This window comes from Puia sp. (assembly GCF_035546395.1).
GTDB lineage: Bacteria > Bacteroidota > Bacteroidia > Chitinophagales > Chitinophagaceae > Puia.
Genome location: NZ_DASZXR010000005.1, coordinates 55750 through 79309, shown reverse-complemented (window position 1 = coordinate 79309; position 23560 = coordinate 55750). Strand labels below are relative to the sequence as shown.

Annotated in this window: 26 protein-coding genes; 13 read left to right on the top strand and 13 right to left on the bottom strand. The window is 56.8% G+C overall.

Translation table 11 applies throughout. The features are described from left to right. Positions 1–4: 4 nt before the first annotated feature. Together msrB and VHE34_RS05160 are read left to right on the top strand one after the other, a co-directional pair. On the top strand, positions 5–469 hold the full coding sequence (gene msrB / locus VHE34_RS05165; protein WP_325585340.1) for a peptide-methionine (R)-S-oxide reductase MsrB: 465 nt from the start codon (positions 5–7) through the stop codon (positions 467–469). A 31-nt stretch (positions 470–500) separates the two neighbouring features. Continuing rightward, on the top strand, positions 501–1859 hold the full coding sequence (locus tag VHE34_RS05160; protein ID WP_325585338.1) for a D-arabinono-1,4-lactone oxidase: 1359 nt from the start codon (positions 501–503) through the stop codon (positions 1857–1859). A gap of 44 nt (positions 1860–1903) precedes the next feature. Here the strand turns inward: VHE34_RS05160 and VHE34_RS05155 are convergent, their stop codons facing one another. Continuing rightward, positions 1904–2302: a helix-turn-helix domain-containing protein gene (locus tag VHE34_RS05155; RefSeq protein ID WP_325585334.1), complete on the bottom strand. Its 399-nt coding sequence runs from the start codon at positions 2300–2302 to the stop codon at positions 1904–1906. Positions 2303–2436: 134 nt separating this feature from the next. Here VHE34_RS05155 and VHE34_RS05150 point away from each other — a divergent pair, with 134 nt between their 5' ends. Beyond that, the gene (locus VHE34_RS05150; protein ID WP_325585332.1) at positions 2437–3042 is read left to right on the top strand and encodes an FMN-dependent NADH-azoreductase; all 606 of its coding nucleotides are present in this window, start codon (positions 2437–2439) and stop codon (positions 3040–3042) included. A gap of 3 nt (positions 3043–3045) precedes the next feature. Here VHE34_RS05150 and VHE34_RS05145 read toward each other — a convergent pair whose 3' ends face one another. Continuing rightward, the gene (locus VHE34_RS05145; RefSeq protein WP_325585330.1) at positions 3046–4377 is read right to left on the bottom strand and encodes a cobyrinate a,c-diamide synthase; all 1332 of its coding nucleotides are present in this window, start codon (positions 4375–4377) and stop codon (positions 3046–3048) included. Between the two features lie 32 nt (positions 4378–4409). On the opposite strand from VHE34_RS05145, the gene VHE34_RS05140 reads away from it, so the two are divergent. The 5 genes from VHE34_RS05140 to VHE34_RS05120 are packed head-to-tail and all read left to right on the top strand — an operon-like array spanning position 4410 to position 8141. Then, a complete protein-coding gene (locus tag VHE34_RS05140; RefSeq protein WP_325585328.1) occupies positions 4410–5018 on the top strand; it encodes a hypothetical protein in 609 nt (202 codons plus the stop codon). Between the two features lie 8 nt (positions 5019–5026). Continuing rightward, entirely contained in the window at positions 5027–6565 is a 1539-nt protein-coding gene (locus VHE34_RS05135; protein WP_325585326.1) for a cobyric acid synthase, read from the top strand. Beyond that, a complete protein-coding gene (locus VHE34_RS05130; RefSeq protein WP_325585324.1) occupies positions 6562–6882 on the top strand; it encodes a hypothetical protein in 321 nt (106 codons plus the stop codon). The genes VHE34_RS05135 and VHE34_RS05130 overlap by 4 nt, the downstream gene beginning before the upstream one ends. 45 nt (positions 6883–6927) lie before the next feature. Further along, positions 6928–7566, top strand: coding sequence for a 5,6-dimethylbenzimidazole synthase (gene bluB, locus VHE34_RS05125; protein WP_325585322.1), 639 nt, complete (start codon positions 6928–6930; stop codon positions 7564–7566). Further along, positions 7563–8141, top strand: a complete 579-nt coding sequence (locus VHE34_RS05120) for a cob(I)yrinic acid a,c-diamide adenosyltransferase (RefSeq protein WP_325585320.1) — start codon at positions 7563–7565, stop codon at positions 8139–8141. The genes bluB and VHE34_RS05120 overlap by 4 nt, the downstream gene beginning before the upstream one ends. 50 nt (positions 8142–8191) lie before the next feature. Here the strand turns inward: VHE34_RS05120 and VHE34_RS05115 are convergent, their stop codons facing one another. After that, entirely contained in the window at positions 8192–9802 is a 1611-nt protein-coding gene (locus tag VHE34_RS05115; RefSeq protein ID WP_325585318.1) for an amidohydrolase, read from the bottom strand. A gap of 45 nt (positions 9803–9847) precedes the next feature. Here VHE34_RS05115 and VHE34_RS05110 point away from each other — a divergent pair, with 45 nt between their 5' ends. Beyond that, entirely contained in the window at positions 9848–10249 is a 402-nt protein-coding gene (locus tag VHE34_RS05110) for a hypothetical protein (RefSeq protein ID WP_325585316.1), read from the top strand. Here the strand turns inward: VHE34_RS05110 and VHE34_RS05105 are convergent. From VHE34_RS05105 to VHE34_RS05080, 6 genes are all read right to left on the bottom strand, one after another. Further along, a complete protein-coding gene (locus tag VHE34_RS05105) occupies positions 10236–10958 on the bottom strand; it encodes a VIT1/CCC1 transporter family protein (RefSeq protein WP_325585314.1) in 723 nt (240 codons plus the stop codon). The genes VHE34_RS05110 and VHE34_RS05105 overlap by 14 nt on opposite strands. A gap of 35 nt (positions 10959–10993) precedes the next feature. Beyond that, complete coding sequence (gene rocD / locus VHE34_RS05100; RefSeq protein WP_325585312.1) at positions 10994–12235, bottom strand: ornithine--oxo-acid transaminase; 1242 nt, start codon at positions 12233–12235, stop codon at positions 10994–10996. 99 nt (positions 12236–12334) lie between these two features. After that, complete coding sequence (gene ispE, locus VHE34_RS05095) at positions 12335–13135, bottom strand: 4-(cytidine 5'-diphospho)-2-C-methyl-D-erythritol kinase (protein WP_325585310.1); 801 nt, start codon at positions 13133–13135, stop codon at positions 12335–12337. Then, the gene (locus VHE34_RS05090; RefSeq protein WP_325585308.1) at positions 13135–13737 is read right to left on the bottom strand and encodes a bifunctional nuclease family protein; all 603 of its coding nucleotides are present in this window, start codon (positions 13735–13737) and stop codon (positions 13135–13137) included. Before VHE34_RS05090 ends, ispE begins: the two co-directional genes overlap by 1 nt. A 34-nt stretch (positions 13738–13771) precedes the next feature. After that, positions 13772–14734 (bottom strand): electron transfer flavoprotein subunit alpha/FixB family protein, encoded by a 963-nt coding sequence (locus tag VHE34_RS05085; protein WP_325585305.1) that lies wholly within the window; start codon positions 14732–14734, stop codon positions 13772–13774. A gap of 19 nt (positions 14735–14753) precedes the next feature. Beyond that, positions 14754–15497: an electron transfer flavoprotein subunit beta/FixA family protein gene (locus VHE34_RS05080; RefSeq protein WP_325585303.1), complete on the bottom strand. Its 744-nt coding sequence runs from the start codon at positions 15495–15497 to the stop codon at positions 14754–14756. 33 nt (positions 15498–15530) lie between these two features. Here VHE34_RS05080 and VHE34_RS05075 point away from each other — a divergent pair, with 33 nt between their 5' ends. Then, the gene (locus VHE34_RS05075; RefSeq protein WP_325585301.1) at positions 15531–15839 is read left to right on the top strand and encodes a tetratricopeptide repeat protein; all 309 of its coding nucleotides are present in this window, start codon (positions 15531–15533) and stop codon (positions 15837–15839) included. A gap of 10 nt (positions 15840–15849) precedes the next feature. After that, complete coding sequence (gene tilS, locus VHE34_RS05070) at positions 15850–17193, top strand: tRNA lysidine(34) synthetase TilS (RefSeq protein WP_325585299.1); 1344 nt, start codon at positions 15850–15852, stop codon at positions 17191–17193. Here the strand turns inward: tilS and VHE34_RS05065 are convergent. The 4 genes from VHE34_RS05065 to VHE34_RS05050 form a co-directional block, all read right to left on the bottom strand. After that, positions 17165–17782, bottom strand: coding sequence for a rhomboid family intramembrane serine protease (locus VHE34_RS05065; protein ID WP_325585297.1), 618 nt, complete (start codon positions 17780–17782; stop codon positions 17165–17167). The genes tilS and VHE34_RS05065 overlap by 29 nt on opposite strands. 53 nt (positions 17783–17835) lie before the next feature. Continuing rightward, the gene (locus VHE34_RS05060) at positions 17836–18288 is read right to left on the bottom strand and encodes a 23S rRNA (pseudouridine(1915)-N(3))-methyltransferase RlmH (protein WP_325585295.1); all 453 of its coding nucleotides are present in this window, start codon (positions 18286–18288) and stop codon (positions 17836–17838) included. Continuing rightward, positions 18251–19702, bottom strand: a complete 1452-nt coding sequence (locus VHE34_RS05055; RefSeq protein WP_325585293.1) for a HAMP domain-containing sensor histidine kinase — start codon at positions 19700–19702, stop codon at positions 18251–18253. The genes VHE34_RS05060 and VHE34_RS05055 overlap by 38 nt, the downstream gene beginning before the upstream one ends. A gap of 78 nt (positions 19703–19780) precedes the next feature. Next, positions 19781–20545 (bottom strand): phosphosulfolactate synthase, encoded by a 765-nt coding sequence (locus VHE34_RS05050; RefSeq protein WP_325585291.1) that lies wholly within the window; start codon positions 20543–20545, stop codon positions 19781–19783. A 51-nt stretch (positions 20546–20596) separates the two neighbouring features. On the opposite strand from VHE34_RS05050, the gene VHE34_RS05045 reads away from it, so the two are divergent. Continuing rightward, complete coding sequence (locus VHE34_RS05045; RefSeq protein WP_325585289.1) at positions 20597–20881, top strand: metalloregulator ArsR/SmtB family transcription factor; 285 nt, start codon at positions 20597–20599, stop codon at positions 20879–20881. 297 nt (positions 20882–21178) lie between these two features. Then, entirely contained in the window at positions 21179–23518 is a 2340-nt protein-coding gene (locus VHE34_RS05040) for a phosphocholine-specific phospholipase C (RefSeq protein WP_325585287.1), read from the top strand. Positions 23519–23560: the final 42 nt, after the last annotated feature.

The window sequence follows — 23560 nt, the reverse complement described above, 5'->3', positions numbered from 1 at the left end:
GGCCATGTTAAACTGGAATGATGTTGTTAGTCTTGCGAGCAAGGGGAACCTGGCGCCGGATCGCCGGGTGGAGAAGACGGACGAAGAATGGAAGGCGTTGCTGACGCCGGAGCAATACCGGATCACGCGGAGAAAAGGGACCGAAGCGCGGTTCTCGGGCGAGCTGTGCAGCCGGTATGACCCGGGGAAGTATGTTTGCGTCTGCTGTGGAACGGAGCTGTTCGACTCGACGATCAAGTTCGATTCGAAGACGGGGTGGCCGAGTTTTACGGAACCGATAAAGAACAACGTGATCAACTATCATAAGGACACCTCCTATGGGATGATCCGGATCGAGGTGGATTGCAGTACCTGCGATGCGCACCTGGGACATGTGTTCCCGGATGGACCGCCGCCGAGCGGACTGCGGTTTTGCATCAACTCGGAATCGCTCCGGCTTGTGATGGCGGAGAAGGTTGCGGGGGAGTGAAATCTTTTGTTCCCATTCTAATTGCCCCCATATGAAAAAAAGAACCTTTCTAAAACTATCTTCCGTTATGATGGCCGGCTCCGCCTTGTCTCCGTTGGTCGACTGGGCCCAGGGTGAAAAGATCACCAACTGGGCCGGGAATCTTACCTACAGCAGTTCTTTGCTTCATAAGGCCGCCTCGATCGAGGAGATCCGGGGTTGGGTGCGTAACCAACCTCATTTCAAAGTGCTGGGCACGCGGCATTGCTTTAACGATATCGCCGATTCGAAGGATGAATTCCTTTCCCTGGGCGCGCTGAACAAGGTGGTGGCGCTGGACAAGGCCAATCATACGGTGACGGTGGAGGCGGGGATGCGCTATGGGGAGCTGGCCGTTTTTCTCAACGATAACGGTTATGCGCTGCACAACCTGGCGTCGCTGCCGCATATCTCGGTGGCGGGTGGAGTGGCAACGGCCACGCATGGATCGGGCGTGCACAACGGTAATTTATCGAGCGCGGTAATGGGGATGGAATTTATCACGGCGGCCGGGGAGACGGTCAATCTGTCGCGGCATCGGGATGGGGACCGGTTCTTAGCCGCGGTGGTGCATCTTGGCGGGATCGGGGTGGTAACGAAGATAACGCTGTCGATCCAGCCGAGCTACCAGGTACGGCAGTATGTCTATGAGAACCTGCCGATGGCGCAGCTGGAACATCATTTCGATGAGATCATGGCCGCAGGCTATAGCGTGAGCCTGTTCACGGACTGGCGCAACCGCAATATCAACGAGGTCTGGATCAAGAGCCGGGCGGGCGAGGACGGGCATTTTGCGACGAGGCCGGAATTCTTTAGCGCACATTCGGCGACGAAGGATCTGCATCCTATACGGGCCAATTCCGCGGAGAACTGTACGCCTCAGATGGGGGTGCCGGGACCCTGGCATGAGCGGTTGCCGCATTTCAAAATGGGATTTACCCCGAGTAACGGCAAGGAGCTGCAATCCGAATTCTTTGTTCCGCGGGAACAAAGTTATGCGGCGATCATGGCAGTGGAGAAGCTGCATGAATCCATCTCACGGCATTTGTTTATCACCGAGGTGCGTTCTATCGCGGCCGATGACTTCTGGATGAGTCCTTGCGGGCACCAGCATAGTACGGCGATACACTTTACCTGGAAGCCGGAGTGGGAGGCGGTGCACCGGCTGCTGCCGCAGATCGAGCAGGCGCTGGCGCCTTTTCATGCGAAGCCGCACTGGGGGAAATTGTTTACGATGCCGCATGGGCGGCTGGCGGAGTTGTATCCGCGGATGAAAGACTTTCAGTCCTTGTTACGGCACTACGATCCGGGGGGGAAGTTTCGGAATGCCTTCTTAAACCGGAATATATTTGGGATCGGTGAACGGGGCTGAGGCACGCTAACGGGCCGGAATAACCAGGACAGTCGGCGGTCAATTTATTTTTCTTCCAGTACCTGCTCGCTTTTCGATGCTCTTAAGGAAGCCCTCAGACGCTGGCGGTGGGCGAAACCCCAGTCGCGGAGTTCGATCAATACTTTCTGGAGGGAAGTGCTGTAGTGGGTAAGGCTGTATTCGACTGTAACGGGGGTGGTGGGATGCACGGTGCGTTTGATGAATTCGTTCAACTCGAGTTCCTTTAGTTCTTTCGACAAGACTTTTGGAGTAATCGTCTCCAGCATTTTTTGTAATTCGCGGAAGCGTTGCGGGCCACTGGCCAGCGTCATGAGGATGGGGAGTTTCCATTTGCCGCCAATGACGTAAAGGGCGTCGCGGATTGCGCTGGCGGCCTGGGAGCAGGTCTCTTTCGAATGGACGCCTTCGGTGTGGATTTGCATACAATTGATTTTTGGTTTACGCGATTGGGGCTATGCCCGAAAAGTAGCCTGGTTTAGGTCGGTATCCTGCAGGATACTAGTATCCTTTGGGATACTGCTATCTTCTGGATAGCAAAGGTAGGTAGCTTTGCCATATGAAAAAAATCTTACACATTGTATCGAGTCCCCGGGGTGGGGCTTCATACAGCATCCAGTTGGGAGAAGCCATTATTGCGAAATTGCTGGCTGCCGAGCCGGGCAGTACCGTGAAGACGGTGAACCTGGTGGAGCAGCATTGGCCGCACCTGGAAGAAGCGCATCTAACCTCGTTTTATACGCCTGCCGAGCTGCATACGGACAAGAACCGGGAAGCGATCCGGCATTCCGAGGAGGCTATTGGAGATATCCAGGAGGCCGATGTTCTTGTGATCGGCGCACCGATGTATAATTTCTCCATCCACTCGGCGTTGAAGGCGTGGATCGATCATATCGTGCGGTCGGGTGTAACGTTCAGCTATTCGGAAAAGGGACCGGAGGGACTTATCAAAAAGGGCAAGAAGGTGTATCTGGCGGTCTCTACGGGCGGCGTTTATTCCGAAGGGCCGATGAAGCAGATGGATTTTATCGAGCCTTATCTGCGGTTCATTCTTTCCTTTATCGGACTGAGTGATATTACGGTTGTAAGGGCCGAAGGGCTGGCGTTGCCGGATTTGAAGGATCACGCGGTGGAGAAGGCCATGGGCCAGCTGCAATTGAATTAGCATTTAACCCTCCAGCCAGGCTTCGAGCGGGCCGGGCGATTCCCCCCAATAAAAGTGCATATAGCTTGCGAAGAGATTTTGCCGGTAGAAGACCGGCGCGGGTATTTCTTGTCCGCGGGCGTTGTGGATGGCGATGTTCTTTGTCCCGGTTGGGTTGTTGGTGAACTGTGAATAGTGGAATTCGTGGCCTTTGAGGATTTGGTTGTTGAGTGTGAGCGTTCGATAACCAAGGGTGAGCTTTTTATCTTTTATTGTCGTGGCGATGTCGACCAGGCCGGCTGTTGGCCAGGTCTTGCCGGATTCGTCGATGATGCTATGACCGAGGACCATCATGCCGCCGCATTCGGCGAGGATGCGGCCGCCGTTCGCGGCAAAGGTTCGGATGTCGTGCCAGAGGGATTGGTTGTTGGAGAGTTGGTCGAGGTACAGCTCGGGGTAACCGCCGGGGAGGTAGAGGATGTCGGCTGGTGGGAGATGAGTGTCTTTTAACGGGCTGAAGAAGATGATCCGGCCGTATGTTTCGAGGCGGCGGAGGTTTTCGGGATAGAGGAAAAGAAAGGCGGCGTCGCGGGCGACGAGGATGGTTTTTTTGCCGGGGTTGGCCGGTGCGGTGGGCTGTGCTTTGGGTTCGCTTGACGCTGAATTGCCGGCAGGGGCCGGACGACTGGTACGCGTTGCGGCCAGGATGGCGTCGAGGTCGAGATGTTCTTCGATGTGCCGCGCGGCGGCCTGGATCGCGTCCTCGGCGTTGGCGGTGTCGAGGCCGAGATGCCGGGAGGGGATGTGCAGGTGTTTGTTGGCGGGCAGGTGGCCCAGGGCAGGGATGCCCACGTCATCGCAGGCTTCTTTTAGCAGCTGATAGTGCGTTGCGGTATCCACGAAATTAAAGATGACGCCGGCGATGCGAAGGGCCGGGTCGAAATTCTTCAGTCCATAGAGAAGGGCAGCGGCGGAATAGGCCATGGCTTTTGCGTTCAGGATGAGTATCACAGGAAGTTGCAGCAGAGCGGCCAGATCGGCGCTGCTGCCTTCTCTTTTTTGGGCCCCGTCAAAAAGGCCCATGACCCCTTCCGTTATGGCGACGTCTGCTTTCCGGGTGTTTCTTTGATAGAGCTCACGGATATGCGCCGGGCTCATCATATATAGGTCGAGATTGATGCCGGGTGTGTTGGCGGCGGCGCTGTGATGGAGCGGATCGATGAAATCGGGTCCACATTTGAAGGGCTGGATGTTAAGGCCGCGGTTGTTTAAGGCGCGCAGGAGGCCGAGGGTGACCGTTGTTTTTCCCGCGCCGCTGTGCGGGGCGGCGATGATGAAATGAGAAAATCCGGGCATAGCTGTAAAACTACTATTTTTACGGCCTGTCAATGGATTACTCTTGTAAAATATACGCCCGGATCGGGGAGCTGATGCAGGGGACTTTGTCGGATGGCCGGGCCTTGTCGCTTCTTTTGGGCGGGACGGATCGGCGCTTAGAAAGCAAACGGATCTGCCTGCGGAGCAATATCCCGCGGGGGAAGGGGCTGTCCTCCAGCAGCACCGACGTTCTGATTGTGCTTTCGCTTGTCAATGGCTACCTGGAAATGGGTTTGTCAGCCGCGGAGCTTTATTGCCTTGCCGCGCGGGTGGAACCTTCCGATCCCTGTCTTTCGGACGATATTCTCCTTTTTTATCAACAGGCCGGCGTCGTTGGCCGGCGGATCGGGGTTCCCCCAATGACCCTCCTGTATTTTGATGCCGCGCCGGAACGGGCCGTCGATACCGGGAGTGTTTGCCGGCCCTGGACACCGGGGCTGGGGCGATATTATGACTGGTTGCTTCGCAGGTTCCTGCGGGCGGCGGAGCACCGGTGTGGGCTGATGGTCGCGCATTCCGGAACATTTGCCGGGATGCTGGTCCCGCCGGAGCGGGTGGCCGGGGTGAGGGCGAGACTGGAAGTGCTGACCGGGGCGCCGGTGTTCGTCGAACAACCTTAATTTTGACTATGCGACCTCTTCTCCGGCCCCTGATGTTTGTTGGTACTGCTTCCGATGTCGGCAAGAGCGTCATCACCGCGGGTTTTTGCCGCATCCTCGCGCAGGACGGCTGGCGTCCTGCGCCGTTTAAGGCGCAGAATATGTCTCTGAACAGCTATGTTACTCCCGAAGGCCTGGAGATCGGCCGGGCACAGGCCGTGCAGGCCGAAGCTGCGGGTATCCCCTGTCATAGCGATATGAACCCGGTGTTGCTCAAACCTACCGGCGACAGCCATGCGCAACTCGTGCTGCATGGGCGACCGGCGGGGAGTCAATCTGCCTATGACTATTTTATGGGGCGGGACCGGGCGGCGTTGTGGGAAGAGGTGAGGCAGGCCTATGACCGGCTTGCCCGGCGATTCAATCCGGTTGTACTGGAGGGGGCAGGCAGTATTTCCGAACTGAATTTGCGGCAACGTGACATTACCAATATGCGGATGGCCCTGCACACCGGCGCGGACGTCTATCTCATTGCCGATATCGACCGGGGTGGGGTATTCGCCTCCGTTTATGGAACGCTGGCCCTGCTGCCGCCGGAAGAGAAGGCCCTGATCCGTGGAGTGATCATCAACAAATTTCGGGGTGACGCCCGGTTGTTCGTCGATGGGCGGCGACAGCTGGAGGAACTGACTGGCGTTCCTGTCGCAGGGGTGCTGCCTTATTACCGAGACATCCATATCGAAGAGGAGGATTCGGTGGTGCTGCGGCAGAAGCATGCGGTGCATAGGCCCGGCGCTGTCAACGTCGCGATCGTCCGACTGCCCCATCTTTCGAATTTCACCGACTTTGCGGCGTTGGAAAGAGCCGGTGGACTGCATGTTTACTATACCGATGACCCGGTCGAGCTGGCTGAGGCGTCGGTGATCGTGTTGCCGGGGACGAAGAATACTATCGGCGATCTGCTGACGATGCGCGAGCTGGGTGTTGACAAGGCCGTCATTGCTGCGGCGGAAGCGGGAGTGTCGGTGATTGGTATCTGCGGGGGGTACCAGATGATGGGATTGACGATTGCCGATCCGCATGGGGTGGAGGGGGAGGCGCAGACGGTGAGCGGGCTGGGGCTTTTGCCGGTGCATACGGTGTTGTCGAAGGAGAAGACGACGGTGAGGAGGCGGTTTCGGTTTGGGGAGGAGGGGCCGGTGTGTGAGGGGTATGAGATCCATATGGGCCAGACGATGGTGGATGGGGTTGGGGGTGGGCTTGCTGGCGGGTCTGAGGCTTTGGATCGACGGGGTGCTGGTGCTTCGGCGGCCTCGGATCGGCGGGCCGGGCGGCCGGTGAACTTTCCGGTGGTATTGGGAGATGAGGGGGATGGGTACTGGCTTTCGGAGCGGTGCTGGGGTACCTATATGCATGGGATCCTGGACAACCAGGCCGTGGTGAAGCAGGTATTGGGGGTGGACATTCCGGACTACCGGGCTTTCCGGGAACGGCAGTATGACCGGCTGTCGGAGCATATCCGGGCGAATATCGACCTGGAGTATATTTATTCCAATTTACGTTTATGATCGAAGGACATGGCGATGACGGCTGGCAATATGCGACTGCGTTGCGGGCCGATTTCAGTTCAAATGTGTATTATGGCGGGCTCGATACGGGGTTGCGCGAGCATCTGCGCGGGATGATCGAATATGTTCACTTTCGGTCGCGCCGTAAAAGAACGCCGTTCGACTCGGTAAGCGGTGTTTTTATAGAAGGGAAGCCGCTTTATCCAACGGCTGGATTTTACGATAAGAGTCATATTCAAATTTGCGTCTGTAATCCCAATTGCATCAAGGGATTCTTTATACCGCGGGCGGTAGATAAGAAATGGCCGGTGCCGTGAAATAAGTGGGGCGGAGGCGGTATATTCGCTGCGGCAAATTTCGTTATGATGGAAGGACGGACTTTTACTGCGGCGGAGGCCGAGGCGTTATGGGAGATCATCCGGCATCGGCGGGATGTTCGGGGGAACCGGTTTGTGGACAAGCCAGTGGAGGCGGAGGTGGTGGACCGGTTGCTGGATGCGGCATTGCATGCGCCGTCGGTAGGATTTTCGCAACCCTGGGAGTTTGTACTGGTCGAGGACCGGGCGACGCGGGAAAAGGTGCGGGATAGTTTTGATGGGGCCAATGAGGCTGCTATGGCGATGTTTGCGGGACGGGGAGCGGAATATGCGCGGTTGAAGTTGGAGGGCATCCTGGAGGCGCCGTTGAATATTGCGGTGTTCTATGTTCCGCCGAGCGGGCCGGTCCTTGGACAAACGCAGATGGAAGAAGTGGGGTTGTACAGCGTTGTCTGTGCGGTTCAGAACATGTGGCTGATGGCGCGATCATTGAATGTGGGCATCGGCTGGTTGAGCATCCTCGATGCGGAGCGCGTGCGGCAACTGCTGGGTGCGCCCGCGGGTCATCGGCTGGTCGCCTATCTCTGCGTCGGCTATACCGACGGGTTTTATGATCGGCTGGAACTGGAACTGCTGGAATGGGAACGGCGGAAGGAGCGGGAAAAAGTAATCAGGAAAATATGAAGATCTATACAAAAAAAGGCGACAAGGGGCAGACGGCCCTGTTTGGCGGAAAACGCGTCGACAAGGACGATACCCGGGTGGAATGTGTGGGGACGCTGGACGAGGTGAACTCCACGATCGGGTTGCTGCGGGCGAAGCTGGGCGCGGAGCATCCCTGGCAAGGGAACCTGCATCGCATCCAGAAGGATATGATGGACATGATGTCGCACCTCGCGCGGCCATCGGACTGCAAGAAGGAGAACAGCAATCCGCGGCCGACGGATGGAGCGGACTTCTGTGAGCGGTGGATCGATGAGCTGGAGGCGGCGATGACCTCCCCTTCGGACTATTTCCTGCTGCCGGGCGGCAATGAGATCTCGGCGCTTTGCCATGTGGTGCGCACGCAGATGCGGCGCGGCGAGCGGACGCTGGTAAGCCTGATGAAAGAGGATGCCGTGGAGGACTATATCCTGGCCTACATCAACCGCCTGTCCGATCTTTTCTTCGCTTTGTCGCGGTCCGAGATGGACCAGGCGGGGGTGGCTGAAGAGAAGTGGCAGCTTTTTCTATATAAGAAGATAAAGCGACCGGACTGAGCCGGCCGCAGGGGGGCGGGGCGGCCTTGTTGCGAGGCTGCCCCGACGGGTTATTTGGCCGGCGGGGTTAGCGTCGGATACGTGATCCCCAACTGTTCGAGATAGGTTTTGTATTTCGAGGGATCGTAATAATATTTCCGCATCTGCTCGCGGTAGCGTTCCATGATCTCCTTGTTCAGGTTGATGGCGGGGGGATCGTCCTTTGTGATAAAGGGTTTGTATTTGACCTCTTTTGTCTGCACATTATTGAAGTAGTCCTTTGCATCGGCGAGGACGCGGGGATTGGTGAAAAGATCGATCAGGGTCATGGCGGTGACTTCGGCGCCGTAGAGACTGCCTTTGTGAGCGATCGGCGTGGCCATGGCAATCGCGTCGGCCCAGTGGTGGCCCTTGGTACCGGGAATATTGGCAGGGTAATAGAGATCGATGGTGGGCACGTTCCAGGAGATGTCGGCGATGTCATCGGAGCCGCCGCCCCAGGAGAAGGGCACCGATCCTTTGAGGGTATCAAGATGAGTGGGCAGGCCGTGGATGGGTTTGCCTTCCTGGTCGGTCTTGGGGGCCTCGACAAGCTTTTGGACGGCGAGGGCGAGCTGCTGATCGGCGTCTGTCCATTGGGGATAACCAACCTTCTTTATATTGGCGTACATCGCCAGGGCCATCGCCTTATTAAAATGCCCCGGCCAGGCCGTGCCCTGGATCTGCCAGCTGACTTTTGTATCGGTCATCAGGGCCGCTCCTTTGGCGATGTTGATCCCGGCGGCGTACATGCTGCTGATGTCGTCATAGTTCCGTTCCCGGAAATAGTACCAGACCGAGGCCTTTGAAGGCACGACATTGGGTTGGTCGCCGCCGTCGGTGATGACGTAGTGCGAGCGTTGTGTCGGTTTCAGATGCTCGCGTTTGAAATTCCAGCCCACATCCATCAGCTCCACCGCGTCGAGTGCGCTTTTCCCACGCCAGGGCGCGCCGGCGGCGTGGGCGGCATCGCCATCGAAGGAGAATTTGACGGAGACGAGCCCGTTCATACCGGGATCACCATAGTTGCAGTTCCAGTCGTGCCCTACGTGGGTGAAGATGCAGGCGTCGACATTCTTGAAATAGCCATCGCGGATATACCAGGCTTTGCTGCCGACCAGCTCTTCGGCTACGCCGGGCCAGATGACGAGGGTGCCGGGGATATGGTTCTTTTCCATCAACTCTTTCACGGCGATGGCGGCGAAGATGATCACCGACTGACCGGAATTATGGCCTTCTCCATGGCCGGGGGCGCCTTCGACGATCGGGTCTTTGAAGGCTTCGCCGGGTTTTTGCGAGGCTTTGGGGATGCAGTCGATGTCACTGCCGAGGGCGATGACGGGGCTGCCGCTGCCCCAGCGGGCCATCCAGGCGGTGGGAATGCCGGCAACACCCTTCTCGACGGTGAAGCCATGCTTGGTGAGGAAGTCGGTGAGGTAGCGGGAGGTCTCGATCTCCTGGAAACCCAGTTCGCCATAGCTGAAGATCTGGTCGACCATTTCCTGTACGCCTTTTGGATTGGCGGCGACGGCGGCGCGAGCCTGTTCTTTGAGCTTGTCGATGGTGGACGCGTCATTAATTTTTTGGGCTTGGAGGCTTATGGCGAGGACGAGCCCGGCGAGGGTGGGGAGGAGCTTCTGCATGTGTAGTGTTAGTTTTGGTACAATAAGATACGGTATCTTCGCGGCATGAAAAATTCTCAATGGATCGGGATAGCGGCGGCCGTGCTGGTGATCGTCGCCAGCTTTATGCCCTGGGCCTATTTCCCAGTGCTGCAGAAGGAGTTCACGGGTTTTTTCTCGGAGCAGAACCGTTATGGGCGGCCGGGGAAGGTGCTGTTGTTCTTTAGCGTGGTGGAGATCGTGTTCTTCCTCATCCCGAAGGTGTGGGCAAAGCGCGCCAATCTATTCGTGGCGGCGGTGGGGGTTGCGTGGGGATTCAAGTGCTATTATTTATACACGGCCTGTTACCGGGGGGAATGCCCCGAGAAACGACTGGGTCTGTTCCTGATGTTTGGCGGGACGATCCTTGCGCTGGTGGCAACATTGCTGCCGGATATTAAAATAAGGCAGGATGTCAGCTCTGAATAAGCCGGGCTACCGCGAAGGCGCAACCGGCGGCGAGGGCGCCGATAACCATGACGCGGATGGCGCCGGCGATGGGGTTGACGCCCGTGAGCTTGCTCTTGAAATATCCAAAGACGAACAGACAACAAAGGGTGATGGCCGCCGAGATGCGCAGGCCGGCGATGCCGTCGGAGACGAAGAAATAGGGGCTTAGCGGGATGAGGCCGCCGACGACATAGGAGAAGCCGATGTTGAAGGCGCTTTTTCGGGCGCGCCGGGGATCGGGCTTGTCGAGACCCAGCTCGTATTTCATCATGAAGTCCACCCATTTCTCCTTGTCCCTCGTCATTTCATCGACCGCCTGATCCTGTACTTCGCGGCTGAGGCCCAGGCCGGAGAAGAATTCGCGGACTTCTTCTTTTTCTCTATCGGGGACCCTTTCCACCTCGTCGTATTCTCTTTTCAGCTCGGAATTATAGTGATCGATCTCCGTCTTACCGGCGAGATATCCGCCCAGGCCCATGGCGATGGAGCCGGCTGCGATCTCGGCGAGGCCGGCGATCCATATGAGATTGATATGGGCCTCGCTGACGGCGCCGCTGAGACCGGCAGCCAGTGCGAAGGGAACGGTGAGGCCATCGGACATGCCGATGACGATGTCCGTGAGTATTTCGCTGCTGCGCATATGCTGCTCGGTATGGCCGTGGGGGATGGACGTGTCGATCTGGTGCATGCGGTAAAATTAGGGATTTCGCGCGGAGCGCCGGATCAATGTTTTTCCAGCACGGCGAGGCTGGTCCTTACGATCTCCACGCATTCCAGCAGCTGCTCCCGGGTGATGACGAGCGGCGGGGCGAGACGGATCTTGTCGCCATGCGTCGGCTTGGCGAGCAGTCCATTCTCCTTGAGAGCGAGACAGAGTTCCCAGGCGGCGTCGGGGCGCGGATGGGCGATGACGATCGCATTGAGCAGGCCTTTGCCCCGGACGAGGGCGATGTAGGGCGAATGGAGGTTGCGGACCTCCTTGCGGAACAGCTCGCCGAGGACGGCTGCGTTCTCCGCCAGCCGCTCTTGCTTCAGCACGTCGAGCGCCGCCATGGCCACCTTGCAGGCCAGCGGGTTGCCGCCGTAGGTGGAGCCGTGCTCGCCGGGACGGATGGTAAGCATGATCGGATCGTCCGCCAGCACAGCGGACACGGGGAGCATGCCGCCGCTCAGCGCTTTGCCGAGGATGAGGATATCGGGCCGGACCGACTCATGGTCGCAGGCGAGCAGCCGGCCGGTGCGACCGAGGCCGGTTTGGATCTCGTCGCCGATGAACAGGACGTTTGCGGCTTCGCAGAGGCGTTTGGCAATGTGGAGATATCCTTCATCGGGAACGATGACCCCTGCCTCGCCCTGGATGGGTTCGACGAGGAAGCCGGCTACGTTTGGATCGGCCAGGGCCCTGGCGAGGGCGGCCGAGTCGTTATACGGGATCACGAGGAAGCCGGGTGTATAAGGACCGAAGTCGCGGTTGGAATCGGGGTCGGTACTGAAGGAAATGGCCGTGGTGGTGCGACCATGGAAATTGCCCGAACAGACGACGATCAGAGCCTTATCCGCGGAAACTCCTTTTACCTGGTAGGCCCAGCGGCGGCAGAGCTTCAGTGCGGTCTCCACCGCTTCCACGCCCGTGTTCATGGGCAGGACCTTGTCATAACCAAAATACTCCGTGATATACCGGGCATACTCCCCGAGGAGGTCGCTGTGGAAAGCGCGGGAGGTGAGTGTCAGGCGGGCCGCCTGCTCCTGCAGGGCGGCGACGATCCGGGGATGACAGTGGCCCTGGTTGACGGCGGAATAGCCGCTGAGACAGTCATAATAGCGGCGGCCATCTATATCCCATACATGGACTCCTGCGCCGCGGTCGAGGACGACGGGGATGGGGTGGTAATTGTGGGCGCCATATTTTTCTTCCAGTTCCAGGTAATGGAGGGACCGGGCCGAGAGGGTGGTCGTCGCTTGCATAAAAGTTGAGATAAAGAAAGTGAATAGATGATAATCAGTTAGTTGCCGTTGCTAACTGAGGGTGGTCGAGAAAGTCTAGATTTTTGCTAAGGAACGACATTAGGGCAAGATACGATAATTCCAGGAAAGGGGCAAGCTATTGGGGGTATGGGTCTTTTCGAAGATGCCGTAGATGGAGGAGCCGCTGCCCGTGAGGGAGGCGTAGACGGCGCCCTGGGCGTATAGGGTGTCCTTTATACTGCGCAGTTGGGGATGGAGCTGGAAGACGGGTTCTTCGAAGTCGTTGTGAAGATGCCCGGCCCAGGTGGAGACCGGGGCCTGGACGATGTCCCGGAGGGATGATCCCTCTTCGCGGGGCGTACAGAGCGAGAAGGCCTGGGCGGTGCTGATATGGATGCCGGGGTTGACGAGGACGAAACGGTAAGCGGACAGATCGAGGGTAATGGGCTCCAACTTCTCCCCGCGTCCAGTGCCGAGACAAGGCGTATTGAGGATAAAGAAGGGGCAATCGCTCCCGAGCTTTGCGGCGTAGTCCAGGAGGCGTGGGTTATCGAGGCCGAGGTGGAATTGGCGGTTGAGGGCCAGGAGGGTGAAGGCGCCGTCGGCGGAGCCGCCGCCGAGGCCGGCGCCGATCGGGATATTCTTATAAAGATGGATCTGGATGTCGGGCAGGGCAGGGAAGTCGGCTTTTAACAAGTCAACGGCCTTTTCGCAAATATTGTCCTTGCCTGGGATGGGGATACCGTAAGCCGTAAAACCGGGGTAGGGTGCATGCAGGGTTTCCAGGACATCCTTTAGCGGGAGAGGGTAGAATACGGTGGATAGATGATGGTAGCCATCGGATCGCTTACGAAGGATGCGTAGGCCGAGGTTGATCTTGCAGTTGGGGAAAGAAACCATCAGCGGGTTTTTCGCCGGCTGTTGATCTCATCGCGGATGGCGATGGCGCGAATATAATCTTCCTGTTCCAGCACTTCGTTCAACAGGGAGGTTAGATCGTCCATGGACAGCACCTTCAGGTCTTCGCGTGTGCCGCTATCCGTTGTGGAGACCGTTGCCGTGGGGCTCGACTTCTTCTTTTTGTTGCTGCTGTCCTCCATGAGGATGCCGGCGCTGTCGAGGATATGTTCATAAGTGAAGATGGGGCAGCCGAAGCGGACGGCGAGGGCGAGGGCGTCGCTGGTGCGGGAGTCGATCTCGACGGTATCGTGTTCGCTGACGCAGACCAGCTTGGAGTAGAAGATGCCTTCTTGCAGGTCGCAGATGATGATCTCCTGCAGATCGATCGTGAAGGCGCTCATGAAATTCTTCATGAGGTCGTGGGTAAGGGGGCGGCTGGGATGCATTTTTTCCAGCGCTACGGCAATCGCCTGGGCCTCAAACCCCCCAATAACGATGGGAAGACGGCGTAGACCATTGACCTCCCCGAGCACGACTGCATAGGAGTGTGTTTGAGTGATGCTATGCGAAAGCGCCACTATTTCCAATTCGATCTTCTTCATAAGAATAATACGCGAAAGTAGGGATTTTTTTGCGTTATTTTCCCTTCAGTTTCTTCACAGCAGAAATCATTTTTGGCACCACTTCGAATGCGTCGCCTACGATGCCGTAGTCGGCGGCCTTGAAGAAGGGGGCTTCGGGGTCTTTGTTGATAACAACGATGACCTTGCTCCGGTTCACTCCGGCCAGGTGCTGGATGGCGCCGGAGATACCGATGGCAATATAGAGATTGGGTGCAATAGCTATGCCGGTTTGGCCGACGTGTTCATTGTGCGGGCGCCAGTGGGCGTCTGCGACAGGACGGCTGCAGGCGGTGGCGGCGCCCAGCAGTGAGGCCAGTTCTTCGACCATGCCCCAGTTTTCGGGGCCTTTGAGGCCCCGGCCGCCGCTGACGACCAGTTCGGCCTCGGTGAGGGGAACATGCCCGGTAGCTGCGGTGGCGGAGACCACTTTGACTTTTGGCGCAGGGGCTGAAACGGTGAGGGGCACTATTTCGGCCTTGCCCTCCCCTTCCTTTACGGCGAAGGCATTCGGGTTGAGCGCGATAAGTTTTATGGGGGTGTTCAATGATACGTTGGCGAAGGCTTTCCCCGAGAAGACGGTCTTCTTAACGACGAAGCCGTTGCTGGTATCGGGCAGGGCGATTGCGCCGGTGACCAGCCCGGCTTTGCAGCGGGCGGCTATGCGGGGGGCGATGGCCTTCCCGGTGGTGTTATGCGAGAAGATGAGGACGCTGTTGCCGGCGGCGCTCATAAAGTCGGCGATGATCTTTGCGTCTACCTGGGCGTCGAGGGCGTTTAGGCTTTCCTGTGCGGCATGGTGGACTTTCTTTATTCCATACTTGCCCAGATCGGCCGGGTCGGTGGAAATGGTTCCCAGGAGAATTCCTTCTGCTGTAGTATTGAGCTGGGACGCTATGGCTGCGCCGTAGCATAGGGCTTCGAGAGCCGCTTTTTTTACGTGACCTTCGGAGTGATCTATAAAGATGTATACAGACATGGCAATTTTGTTAGTGTGTTTAAAATACACGGGCTTCTTCGTGGAGGAGGCGGATGAGTTCTTCGGGTTGATCGGGTGAGACCAGCTTGACGCCGGCTTTTGCGGGGGGCAGCTCGAAGGAGACGATGCTCGTCAGCGGCTGCGTCGCGATGGGCTCGACCACCTTGAGGGGTTTTGTGCGGGCGCCCATGATGCCTTTCATATTGGGGATGCGTTGTTCGGCTACGCCTTTCTGGCAGCTAACGACGAGGGGCAAGGCCGCTTCGTCGACCTCTTCGCCGCCTTCGATCTCGCGGGCGACGGTGGCCGTGGTTCCGTTCAACTCGAATTTCGTCGCGAGGGAAATATAGGGAAGGTCCAGGAGTTCGGCAACCATGCCGCCGATGGCCGAGCCATTGTAGTCGATGGTCTCTTTGCCGGTGAGGACGAGATCATAACCGCCCTGTTTGGCGACTTCGGCTATCTGCGCCGCGACGGTGTAGGGATCGGCGCTGTCGAGATTGACCCGGATGGCTTCGTCCCCGCCGATGGCGAGGGCCTTTCGGATGATGGGCTCGACGTCGGCTGTACCGACCGTTATCAGATGAATGCCAGTGGAGGGGTCTTTCTCTTTCAGCTCGATCGCCCGTACAAGCGAGTACCATTCGTCGTAGGGGTTGATGATCCATTGGACCCCGTCCCCGGAAAAGGTCGTATTATTGTTCGAGAAAGCAATCTTTGCCGTGGTGTCCGGCGTTTTACTGATGCAGACTAATATCTTCATTGGTAAGTTGTTTATGCAACTAAAACAAAGATAATGAACCGGATCGAAAAATTGAAGGAATTCCTTGAAAAAGACCCGACCGACTCGTTCGTCCGGCATGCGTTGGCGCTGGAGTATGTAAAGCTCGGGGATGTCACGATGGCGAGGCGGATCTGGGAGGAGCTGCTGGCGCAGGACCCTGCGGCAGTGGGCAGCTATTACCATCTGGGGAAGCTGTTGGAGAGTTTGGGAGAAGAGGAGCTGGCGCTGGAATGGTACCGGAAGGGCATGGAGGCGGCGAAGGCGGCGGGCGAGAAGCGGGCTTATAATGAATTGCAAGGGGCTTATGATGAATTGAGCTAGATTTGCCGGAATGGAATTGCTGGAGAAATTCAACCAATTTATTGCACGGGAGAAGTTGTTTGCTTCCGGGGAGAGGTTATTGTTGGCCGTCAGTGGCGGGCTGGACTCGGTGGTGCTTGCGGAGTTGTGTCACCGCTCGGGGTTCGGTCTGGTCATCGTTCATTGCAATTTTCAGCTGCGGGGCAGCGAGAGTGAGCGGGATGAGGAGTTTGTTCAAGGCCTTGGGGAGCGATACGGGGAGGTGTGCGTGGAAAGATTCGATACGACGGTGTATGCGGAGGCGCACAAGGTTTCGATCCAGGCGGCGGCGAGGGAACTGCGGTATGGGTGGTTTGAGTCGATGATCCGTGAGGGGGCGGCGCGCTGGATCGTAACGGCGCATCATCTCGATGACAATATCGAAACGATGCTGATGCATTTTTTCAAGGGGACGGGGATCGCGGGGATGCGGGGGATGCTGCCGAAGCAGGGGAATATCGTTCGACCGTTGTTGTTTGCTCATAAGGAGGAATTGCGGACGTTTGCTGTCGCGGCCGGCTTGCAGTGGGTGGAGGACAGTTCGAATGAATCTGATAAATATACGCGGAATTTTTTCCGGCGCCGGCTGATCCCGCTGGTGGAGCAGGTTTACCCGGCGGCCGCGGATAACCTGGCGGATAACCTGGAGCGGTTCAGGGATATCGAACAGGTGTACCGGCGGGCGATCGATGAGCGGCTGAAGAGGTTGTTGGAATACCGGGGGAACGAGGTGCATATACCGGTTGAGAAACTGCGTAAGGAGACGCCCTTGCTGACGTTGGTGTATGAGCTGTTCGAACCCTTCGGGTTCTCACCGAAGCAGGCGGGAGAGATCGTTGCGTTGATGGATAGTTCCACGGGGCGATATGTGGGGTCCAAGACGCACCGGGTTTTGAAGAATCGAAACTGGTTGATCGTTGCGCCGTTGGCTCAGGAAGAACCCGCCCATATTTTGATCGAGGAAGGGCAGGCGGCTGTGGTTTTTGCCGAAGGCGAGCTGCGACTGAGCGTGGAAGCGCTACAGACTCTCGACCAGGGGCCGAACGTGGCGTTGCTGGATGCGGGAAAGATCGGTTACCCTTTACTGCTGCGACGGTGGAAGGCGGGGGATTATTTCTATCCGTTGGGGTTGCGAAAGAAGAAGAAGGTGGCGCGGTTCCTGATCGACACGAAGGTGTCGATGGCCGAAAAGGAGCGGGTATGGGTACTCGAGATGGACAAGAAGCTGATCTGGGTGGTGGGCCGCCGGATCGACGATCGCTGGAAGGTCGGACCGGGCACCAGGGCCGTGTTGAAGATCGAGTGGATCAGAACTGTGGATGACGCAGCGCGTTGATGAAATTACCAAGGGAGTCATGGTCGACGGCCACCGTAAAGACGATGCCGAAGACGGCTCCCCAGAGATGTGCATCGTGGTTGACATTGTCCCCGCCCCGTTTTGACATGTATACCGAATATCCAATGAACAGCACGGCGAAAAGCAGAGAAGGCATGGGGATGCTGGCGTAGAGATAGAGTTTTTCCCATGGCCTGATCAGGATCACCGCGAACATGACAGCGGATACTGCGCCGGATGCGCCCAGGGAACGGTAGTTGTAATCATCTTTTCTTTTGAGGTAGGTGGGGATGTTGGAGAAAATGAGGGCAAGAAAATATAGGATCAGGAAGTAATAATGCTGTAGCCCCAGTTCACCCATGTACAGGTTCTCCAGTCCGCGACCGAAGAAGTAGAGGGTGAACATGTTGAACAGGAGGTGCATGAAATCTGCGTGGATGAGGCCGCAGGTGATGAACCGCCAATACTGATGACGCATGCTTACGGCCGGGGGCCAGAAGATCAGCGTATCCATTAATTTGATATTGTTAAATGCTATAAAGGAGATGAGAGAGGTAATGACGACGATGATCACCGTGTAGCTTGTCATCTGGTTGCTTTTTGGGGTGCGATTTTTAGCGGCTTAAAGATAGTGAAATTCCCTCACGCATGGTGATATTTTTCATTTCGCAGGATGGTGCAGGCGCGATATAGCTGTTCGGTGAGAACGAGCCGCACCAGTTGATGGGGAAGGGTGAGCTGCGAGAGGGACCACCGGTAGTCCGCGCGGGCGAGAACCGATTCGTCGAGGCCATATACGCCGCCGATGAGGAAGACGAGATTCTTTCCGCCGGTGTTGGCGCGGGCCTGGAGGAATTGCGCGAGTCCTTCGGAAGTCATCTGCTTCCCCCGTTCATCGAGGGCGACGAGGTAGTCGTCTTTGGTAAGCTTTTGAAGAATACCTTCGCCTTCGTTCTTTTTCGTGGCGTTTTTGGGGGGCGCGATGAGCTCCCACTCGCAGGGGAAATAGCGGGTAATTCGCCGGGTGAAGTCGTCGATGCCTGGCTTTACATAGGGGTCATTGTTCTTTCCGACCGACCAGAGTAGAATTTTCATCAGATGGTAGTGTGAACGTAAAGGTACTGCCTTTGCCGGGAAAGCTGTCGATGGAGAGGGCGCCGCCGTTGCGGGCGACGAACTCTTTGCAAAGCATGAGGCCCAGACCGGTGCCGGCTTCGCCTGCGGTGCCTTTTGTCGTATAGAAATTGCTTTGCTGTATCTTTTCCAGCGCGTCGGGCGGGATGCCCATGCCGGTGTCCTTTACGAAGATGGCGGTACCGGCGGCGTCGCGGCGGGCGCCGACCTCGATACAACCTTTTTCAGGCGTGTATTTGATGGCGTTGGAGAGCAGGTTGCGCAGGATGAGGTTGATCATGTCCCTGTCGGCGAAGGCCGCGATGGAGGCGTCTTCTTTATAGGTAACGCTGATTTGTTTGGCGTCCGCCTGGAGGCGCAGGAGCCGCACTACTTCCGAGATGAGTTCGGAGACGGCGATCCGCTGCGGCTTGACGGTGTCGGCCTGCATCTGGCTTCGGGCCCAGTGGAGCAGATTTTCCATCAGGCTTGTCGTATAGGTCAGCTCGTTGACGACCTCGGGCACCATCCCCTTTATCTCTTCGGCGGGCAGATCGTACTGCTGCATGTTGCGGAAGAGATTCCGCAGGGCGTAGACGGGGGATTTGAGGTCGTGGGCGATGATGGAGAAGAGACGGTTCTTGAATGCGTTGATGAGGGTCAGCTCGTCGGTCTGTTGCTGGAGCAGGCGGCCATTGGCGGCGAGCTCTTCCTTTTGCTGGAGGATGCTGTGTTGATAACCGGCATTCTCTTTTTTGATGAGGAAGAGACCGTAGAAGATGAAGCCGATGGCGAGCAGCTGGTTGAACACATAGAAGAAGATATTGGCGGTAGCCAATTGGTAAGTATAATTCTTACACACCACGGCCAGCACAAAATAACTGACCATGGAGAGGCAGAGCGCGAAGAGCATCTGGCTGATGTCGTGGATAAAGAACACGCCGAGGATGCCATAGAGGATGAAGGAGAGCTCCACGCCCATATTGATCCCCCAGATGTAGACGATGCTGGTGGCGATGGGGTAGCAGACAAAGTAGGCGATCTGCGCCAGGTCATAGCGGCGTCTTGCGTTGAGCACGAGGACGGTGATGCTGATCAGGGCGGGCAGCGAGGCGACGATCCAGGCGATGAGGGGGAAGCGGCGGTTGCTGATGGCGCCGGCGATGGGGATGATGATACCGGTGATGAGCTGGAAGAAATTGAGCTGGTTGAAGATGCCGAGCTTTCGCTTTTCGTAGTCGTCCATATTCCCGGTGGAACCCAGCGCCTTTATACGTTCGAGAGAGGGTACGGCTATATCCGTGGTGACCGGCCGTTTGGGTTGCCATTCAGCGGTTAGGCTGGAGGGTTTGACCCGGCCGTGGAAGAACAGTGGTTTTTGCCGTAGGATTTTCATTCAGGTTGAATCTAGTAGAGTCGGTGCGCGCCTTCTAAAATAGAACATTATCCTGAGAATGGCAAGGGGGTACCCCGATTACTTTAAGTAAAGATCGAAGGTGTCGCCGCGGAGGCCGATGCGCATGGCTTCCAGCGCGATGACCTCGGCAGGGTGGATATTGCCCAGGTTGGCGTTGGCGCCGACGAGAGTGAGGAAGTACAGTTGCTGGTCCTTACGGGGGGCTTCCCAAAGGATCTGTTCGGCGGGGACCTTTGTCAGGATCTCCTGCACCAGGCCTTCGCGGACCTCGCCGGAGTCGCGGTAGAGGCCGACATTACCCGTTTCGCGGGCTTCGGCGACGATATAGGAGGCGCCGGCCTCGAGCTCGGCCTTCATGAGCTTTATCCACTGATAGGGTGGGGTGATATGTTCCCGGTCCTTGTCCTTGGAGCCCACTTCGCTGAGGACGGTGCCATATTTGGCCAGTTTTTCGATATAGCCGCATTTTTCGGGATGGGGGATCTCGATGGAGCCGTCGGAGACTTCGATGGTGGTAATGTTGTATTCCTTCAGGAGGGAGATGAAGTCATTGAACTGGTTGCGGATAACGAAGGCTTCGAAGAGGAGGCCGCCGAAGTAGACGGGGATGCCGGCGTCCTGGAAGATGCGGATCTTTTCGTGAAGGCCGGCGGTGACCAGGGGGGTGCCGAAGGCCAGCTTTACCCAGTCCACGTGGGGACCGGCCCCTGAAACGAGATTGCGGGCTTCCGCGACGCTCAATCCTTTGTCATTGACCATGGTGATGCCGTGGGTACGGGGTTTGGAGGTGCGTTCGGGTATCTTCGTCAAATGGAAATTCATGCCTGCAATTTAGGGCAGAAATGCGTATCTTAGGAGTAAATCGATTGACTTATGCCGCAGATGGACGCGAAACAGGCGGAAAAGATCTCCAAGGCCCTTTCCGATCCAACGAGACTGAAGATACTCAGTGAGATTCAGAAGAAACACGACTGGCTGTATTGTGTCGATCTGTACGATAATATCAATCTTGCACAACCCTCGATCTGTCATCATCTCAAACAGCTTACGGAGACCTCGATCATCCTGCCCGAGAAAGAAGGCCGGAATATCAAGTACACCATGAATAATGCGGTGATCGACGATTTTATCGGTTTTTTGGAGGGTCTGAAAAAATAAATGCATTGAAATATTTAAATGTTTTGTATCTTTGAATGTAAAGATGGTCCTTTGGACAGCCGCCTCCGGCGGCTTAGGAATTGATTAATTGACGCATTTAAATTATTGAAGATGAACCAGTTTTGCCTTAATTGTAAAGAGACCTTTTCTTCTCCCCTGCTGGAAGAAAGGGGCAAGAGCCTAGGTCGTAATTTGTTGTATACCGTTCTGGCGTTTACGGCCTTGTGTGCGGCCTCCTATCTATTTTTTTAATGGTTTGATAATCTGAGCGTCGGGCAATATCGCTAGATTCGCGGCATGCCTGAAACGAGAAGAGATTTCCTCAAAAGAACAGCCCTTTTGACGGGCGCCCTTGGGGCATCGCAGCTGTTACCCGAGTCGATCCAGCGGGCGCTGGCTATTGCGCCTAAAAGTGGCAGCAGCTGGCACGATGCCGAGCATATCGTTATTTTGATGCAGGAGAACCGATCGTTCGACCACGCACTCGGCACGCTTCGCGGGGTGCGTGGTTATAACGATCCCCGGGCGATCGATCTGCCCAATGGGAATCCGGTCTGGTTGCAGACGAATGCCGGCGGGCAGACCTTTGCCCCTTTCCGGCTCGATATCCGTAATACGAAAGCCACCTGGATGCATTCGCTGCCGCATAGCTGGGCCAACCAGGTAGGAGCCCGGAATGACGGCAAGTACGACAAGTGGTTGGATTGGAAAAAGAACAGCACCCCCGAATATTCGAACATGCCTCTGACGATGGGGTATCACTCTCGTGAAGACCTTCCCTTTTATTATGCGCTGGCGGATGCTTTTACCGTTTGCGATCAGAATTTCTGTTCCTCGCTGACGGGCACCAATCCCAACCGCCTGTTCTTCTGGACGGGCACGGTCCGGGCGGAGCAGCATGAGGGTTCGCGGGCGCTGGTATGGAATGACGATATGGACTATGGGACGCTGGGATGGGATACCTTCCCCGAGCGGCTGGAGGATCTTGGCGTCAGCTGGAAATGTTATCAGAACGAGGTGAGCATCGATACCGGGCTTCGCGGCGAGCAGGATCCCTGGCTGTCGAATTTCCAGGACAATCCGCTCGAGTTCTTTGGACAATATAACATCCACCTGCATCCGCCGCATATCGAAGAGTTGAAGCGGCAGAACAAGCCTGTGGATGGGCGGAGCCTTGGTGATCTGTCGGCGCGCCAGCAGGCGCTGCATCGGAAGGCCTTCGACACCAATTCCGGCGATCCGCATTATCGCACGCTGGAGGACCTGGAATACAGCGACGGAGAAGTTAAGCGGTCGATGAAAGCGCCCAAGGGAGATGTGCTGCACCAGTTCCGTTCCGATGTACTGGGAGGCAAGCTGCCGACCGTGTCCTGGTTGTCGGCGCCGGAGAACTTTTCGGATCATCCGAGCGCGCCGTGGTATGGGGCCTGGTATGTTTCGGAGGTGTTGGACATCCTTACGCAGAATCCGGAAGTCTGGAAAAAGACCATTTTTATTCTCGCTTATGATGAGAATGATGGATACTTTGACCATGTGCCGCCGTTTACAGCCGCGCATCCTCACAAGACGGGGACGGGTAAGGTATCGGAGGGGATCGATACGCGGGTGGATTATATCACGCTCGAGCAGGAGAAGGCGCGGAACGGTTTCCCCGAGAAATTCGAGATGGAGTGTTCGATCGGGTTGGGTTTCCGGGTGCCGCTGATCATCGCCTCACCGTGGAGCCGTGGGGGATATGTGAACTCGCAGGTGTTCGATCATACGTCGACGTTGCAATTCCTGGAGCGGTTCCTTTCGCGCAAGCTGGGCAAGCCGGTGAAGGAACCGAATATCTCGGACTGGCGGCGGACGGTTTGTGGGGATTTGACGTCGGTGTTCCGGCCATATAACGGAGAGGCCATTCAGCAGCCGTCCTTTGTGCCGAAGGATGCGTTTTTGGAGAGTATCCACAAGGCGCAGTTCCGGCCTTTGCCGAACGATTTTAAGGCGTTGACGGCGCAGGAGGTTGAGGTTTATAACCGGACGCCTCACGCATCGCCATACCGGACGAAGCAGGAGCCGGGGACGAGGCCGTCCTGTCCGTTGCCTTACCGTTTCAATGCGGATGGGCAGCTAAATGCGGACAAAACGAAGTTCGAGATCCTGTTCCGGAACGATGACCTGTTTTTCAGCGGCCGGACGGCAGGAGCTCCTTTCAATGTATATGCGCCGGGTATGGCCGGTCGGAACTGGGCGTACACCGTGAAGGCCGGGGATGTGTTAGCGGACAGCTGGCCGCTGGCGGAATCCGGTGGCAAATACCATTTGAGAGTGTATGGAGCGAATGGATTTTACCGGGAATTCAAGGGAGATGCGAACGATGCGATAGGTGTCTTTTTTGATTATACGATGGGGGTGCTGCTGAAGAAAAGGCAGCATGCGGCTTTTGTTGTTGAGATCATAGACAATGCTTATGGGGCGGCGACGGTTACGAAGGAGATGACAGGTGGGGATAGTTTGGTTCCCTTGTCCTTCGAAAGGAGCCACCAGTGGTATGACTTCAGCGTCAGGATAAAGGGGGTGAAGGGATTTGAGTGGCGATATGCCGGCAGGATAGAGACGGGGAAAGAGGGTATCAGCGATCCACAGATGGCGTAGCGTACGGCGAGTGTATCGAAAGAGTACAGGTGGTTGCGTTTT

Bases quoted from the DNA above. Each gene is read 5' to 3' on its own strand.
- tilS (WP_325585299.1), top strand. From the start codon at position 15,850: ATGGAATTGCTGGAGAAATTCAACCAATTTATTGCACGGGAGAAGTTG.
- VHE34_RS05055 (WP_325585293.1), bottom strand. From the start codon at position 19,702: ATGAAAATCCTACGGCAAAAACCACTGTTCTTCCACGGCCGGGTCAAA.
- VHE34_RS05065 (WP_325585297.1), bottom strand. From the start codon at position 17,782: ATGACAAGCTACACGGTGATCATCGTCGTCATTACCTCTCTCATCTCC.
- VHE34_RS05075 (WP_325585301.1), top strand. From the start codon at position 15,531: ATGAACCGGATCGAAAAATTGAAGGAATTCCTTGAAAAAGACCCGACC.
- VHE34_RS05080 (WP_325585303.1), bottom strand. From the start codon at position 15,497: ATGAAGATATTAGTCTGCATCAGTAAAACGCCGGACACCACGGCAAAG.
- ispE (WP_325585310.1), bottom strand. From the start codon at position 13,135: ATGGTTTCTTTCCCCAACTGCAAGATCAACCTCGGCCTACGCATCCTT.
- VHE34_RS05150 (WP_325585332.1), top strand. From the start codon at position 2,437: ATGAAAAAAATCTTACACATTGTATCGAGTCCCCGGGGTGGGGCTTCA.
- VHE34_RS05050 (WP_325585291.1), bottom strand. From the start codon at position 20,545: ATGAATTTCCATTTGACGAAGATACCCGAACGCACCTCCAAACCCCGT.
- VHE34_RS05115 (WP_325585318.1), bottom strand. From the start codon at position 9,802: ATGCAGAAGCTCCTCCCCACCCTCGCCGGGCTCGTCCTCGCCATAAGC.
- bluB (WP_325585322.1), top strand. From the start codon at position 6,928: ATGATGGAAGGACGGACTTTTACTGCGGCGGAGGCCGAGGCGTTATGG.
- VHE34_RS05060 (WP_325585295.1), bottom strand. From the start codon at position 18,288: ATGAAAATTCTACTCTGGTCGGTCGGAAAGAACAATGACCCCTATGTA.
- VHE34_RS05045 (WP_325585289.1), top strand. From the start codon at position 20,597: ATGCCGCAGATGGACGCGAAACAGGCGGAAAAGATCTCCAAGGCCCTT.
- VHE34_RS05040 (WP_325585287.1), top strand. From the start codon at position 21,179: ATGCCTGAAACGAGAAGAGATTTCCTCAAAAGAACAGCCCTTTTGACG.
- VHE34_RS05135 (WP_325585326.1), top strand. From the start codon at position 5,027: ATGCGACCTCTTCTCCGGCCCCTGATGTTTGTTGGTACTGCTTCCGAT.
- VHE34_RS05155 (WP_325585334.1), bottom strand. From the start codon at position 2,302: ATGCAAATCCACACCGAAGGCGTCCATTCGAAAGAGACCTGCTCCCAG.
- VHE34_RS05145 (WP_325585330.1), bottom strand. From the start codon at position 4,377: ATGCCCGGATTTTCTCATTTCATCATCGCCGCCCCGCACAGCGGCGCG.
- VHE34_RS05110 (WP_325585316.1), top strand. From the start codon at position 9,848: ATGAAAAATTCTCAATGGATCGGGATAGCGGCGGCCGTGCTGGTGATC.
- VHE34_RS05160 (WP_325585338.1), top strand. From the start codon at position 501: ATGAAAAAAAGAACCTTTCTAAAACTATCTTCCGTTATGATGGCCGGC.
- VHE34_RS05090 (WP_325585308.1), bottom strand. From the start codon at position 13,737: ATGAAGAAGATCGAATTGGAAATAGTGGCGCTTTCGCATAGCATCACT.
- VHE34_RS05130 (WP_325585324.1), top strand. From the start codon at position 6,562: ATGATCGAAGGACATGGCGATGACGGCTGGCAATATGCGACTGCGTTG.
- msrB (WP_325585340.1), top strand. From the start codon at position 5: ATGTTAAACTGGAATGATGTTGTTAGTCTTGCGAGCAAGGGGAACCTG.
- VHE34_RS05140 (WP_325585328.1), top strand. From the start codon at position 4,410: ATGGATTACTCTTGTAAAATATACGCCCGGATCGGGGAGCTGATGCAG.
- VHE34_RS05105 (WP_325585314.1), bottom strand. From the start codon at position 10,958: ATGCACCAGATCGACACGTCCATCCCCCACGGCCATACCGAGCAGCAT.
- VHE34_RS05120 (WP_325585320.1), top strand. From the start codon at position 7,563: ATGAAGATCTATACAAAAAAAGGCGACAAGGGGCAGACGGCCCTGTTT.
- VHE34_RS05085 (WP_325585305.1), bottom strand. From the start codon at position 14,734: ATGTCTGTATACATCTTTATAGATCACTCCGAAGGTCACGTAAAAAAA.
- rocD (WP_325585312.1), bottom strand. From the start codon at position 12,235: ATGCAAGCGACGACCACCCTCTCGGCCCGGTCCCTCCATTACCTGGAA.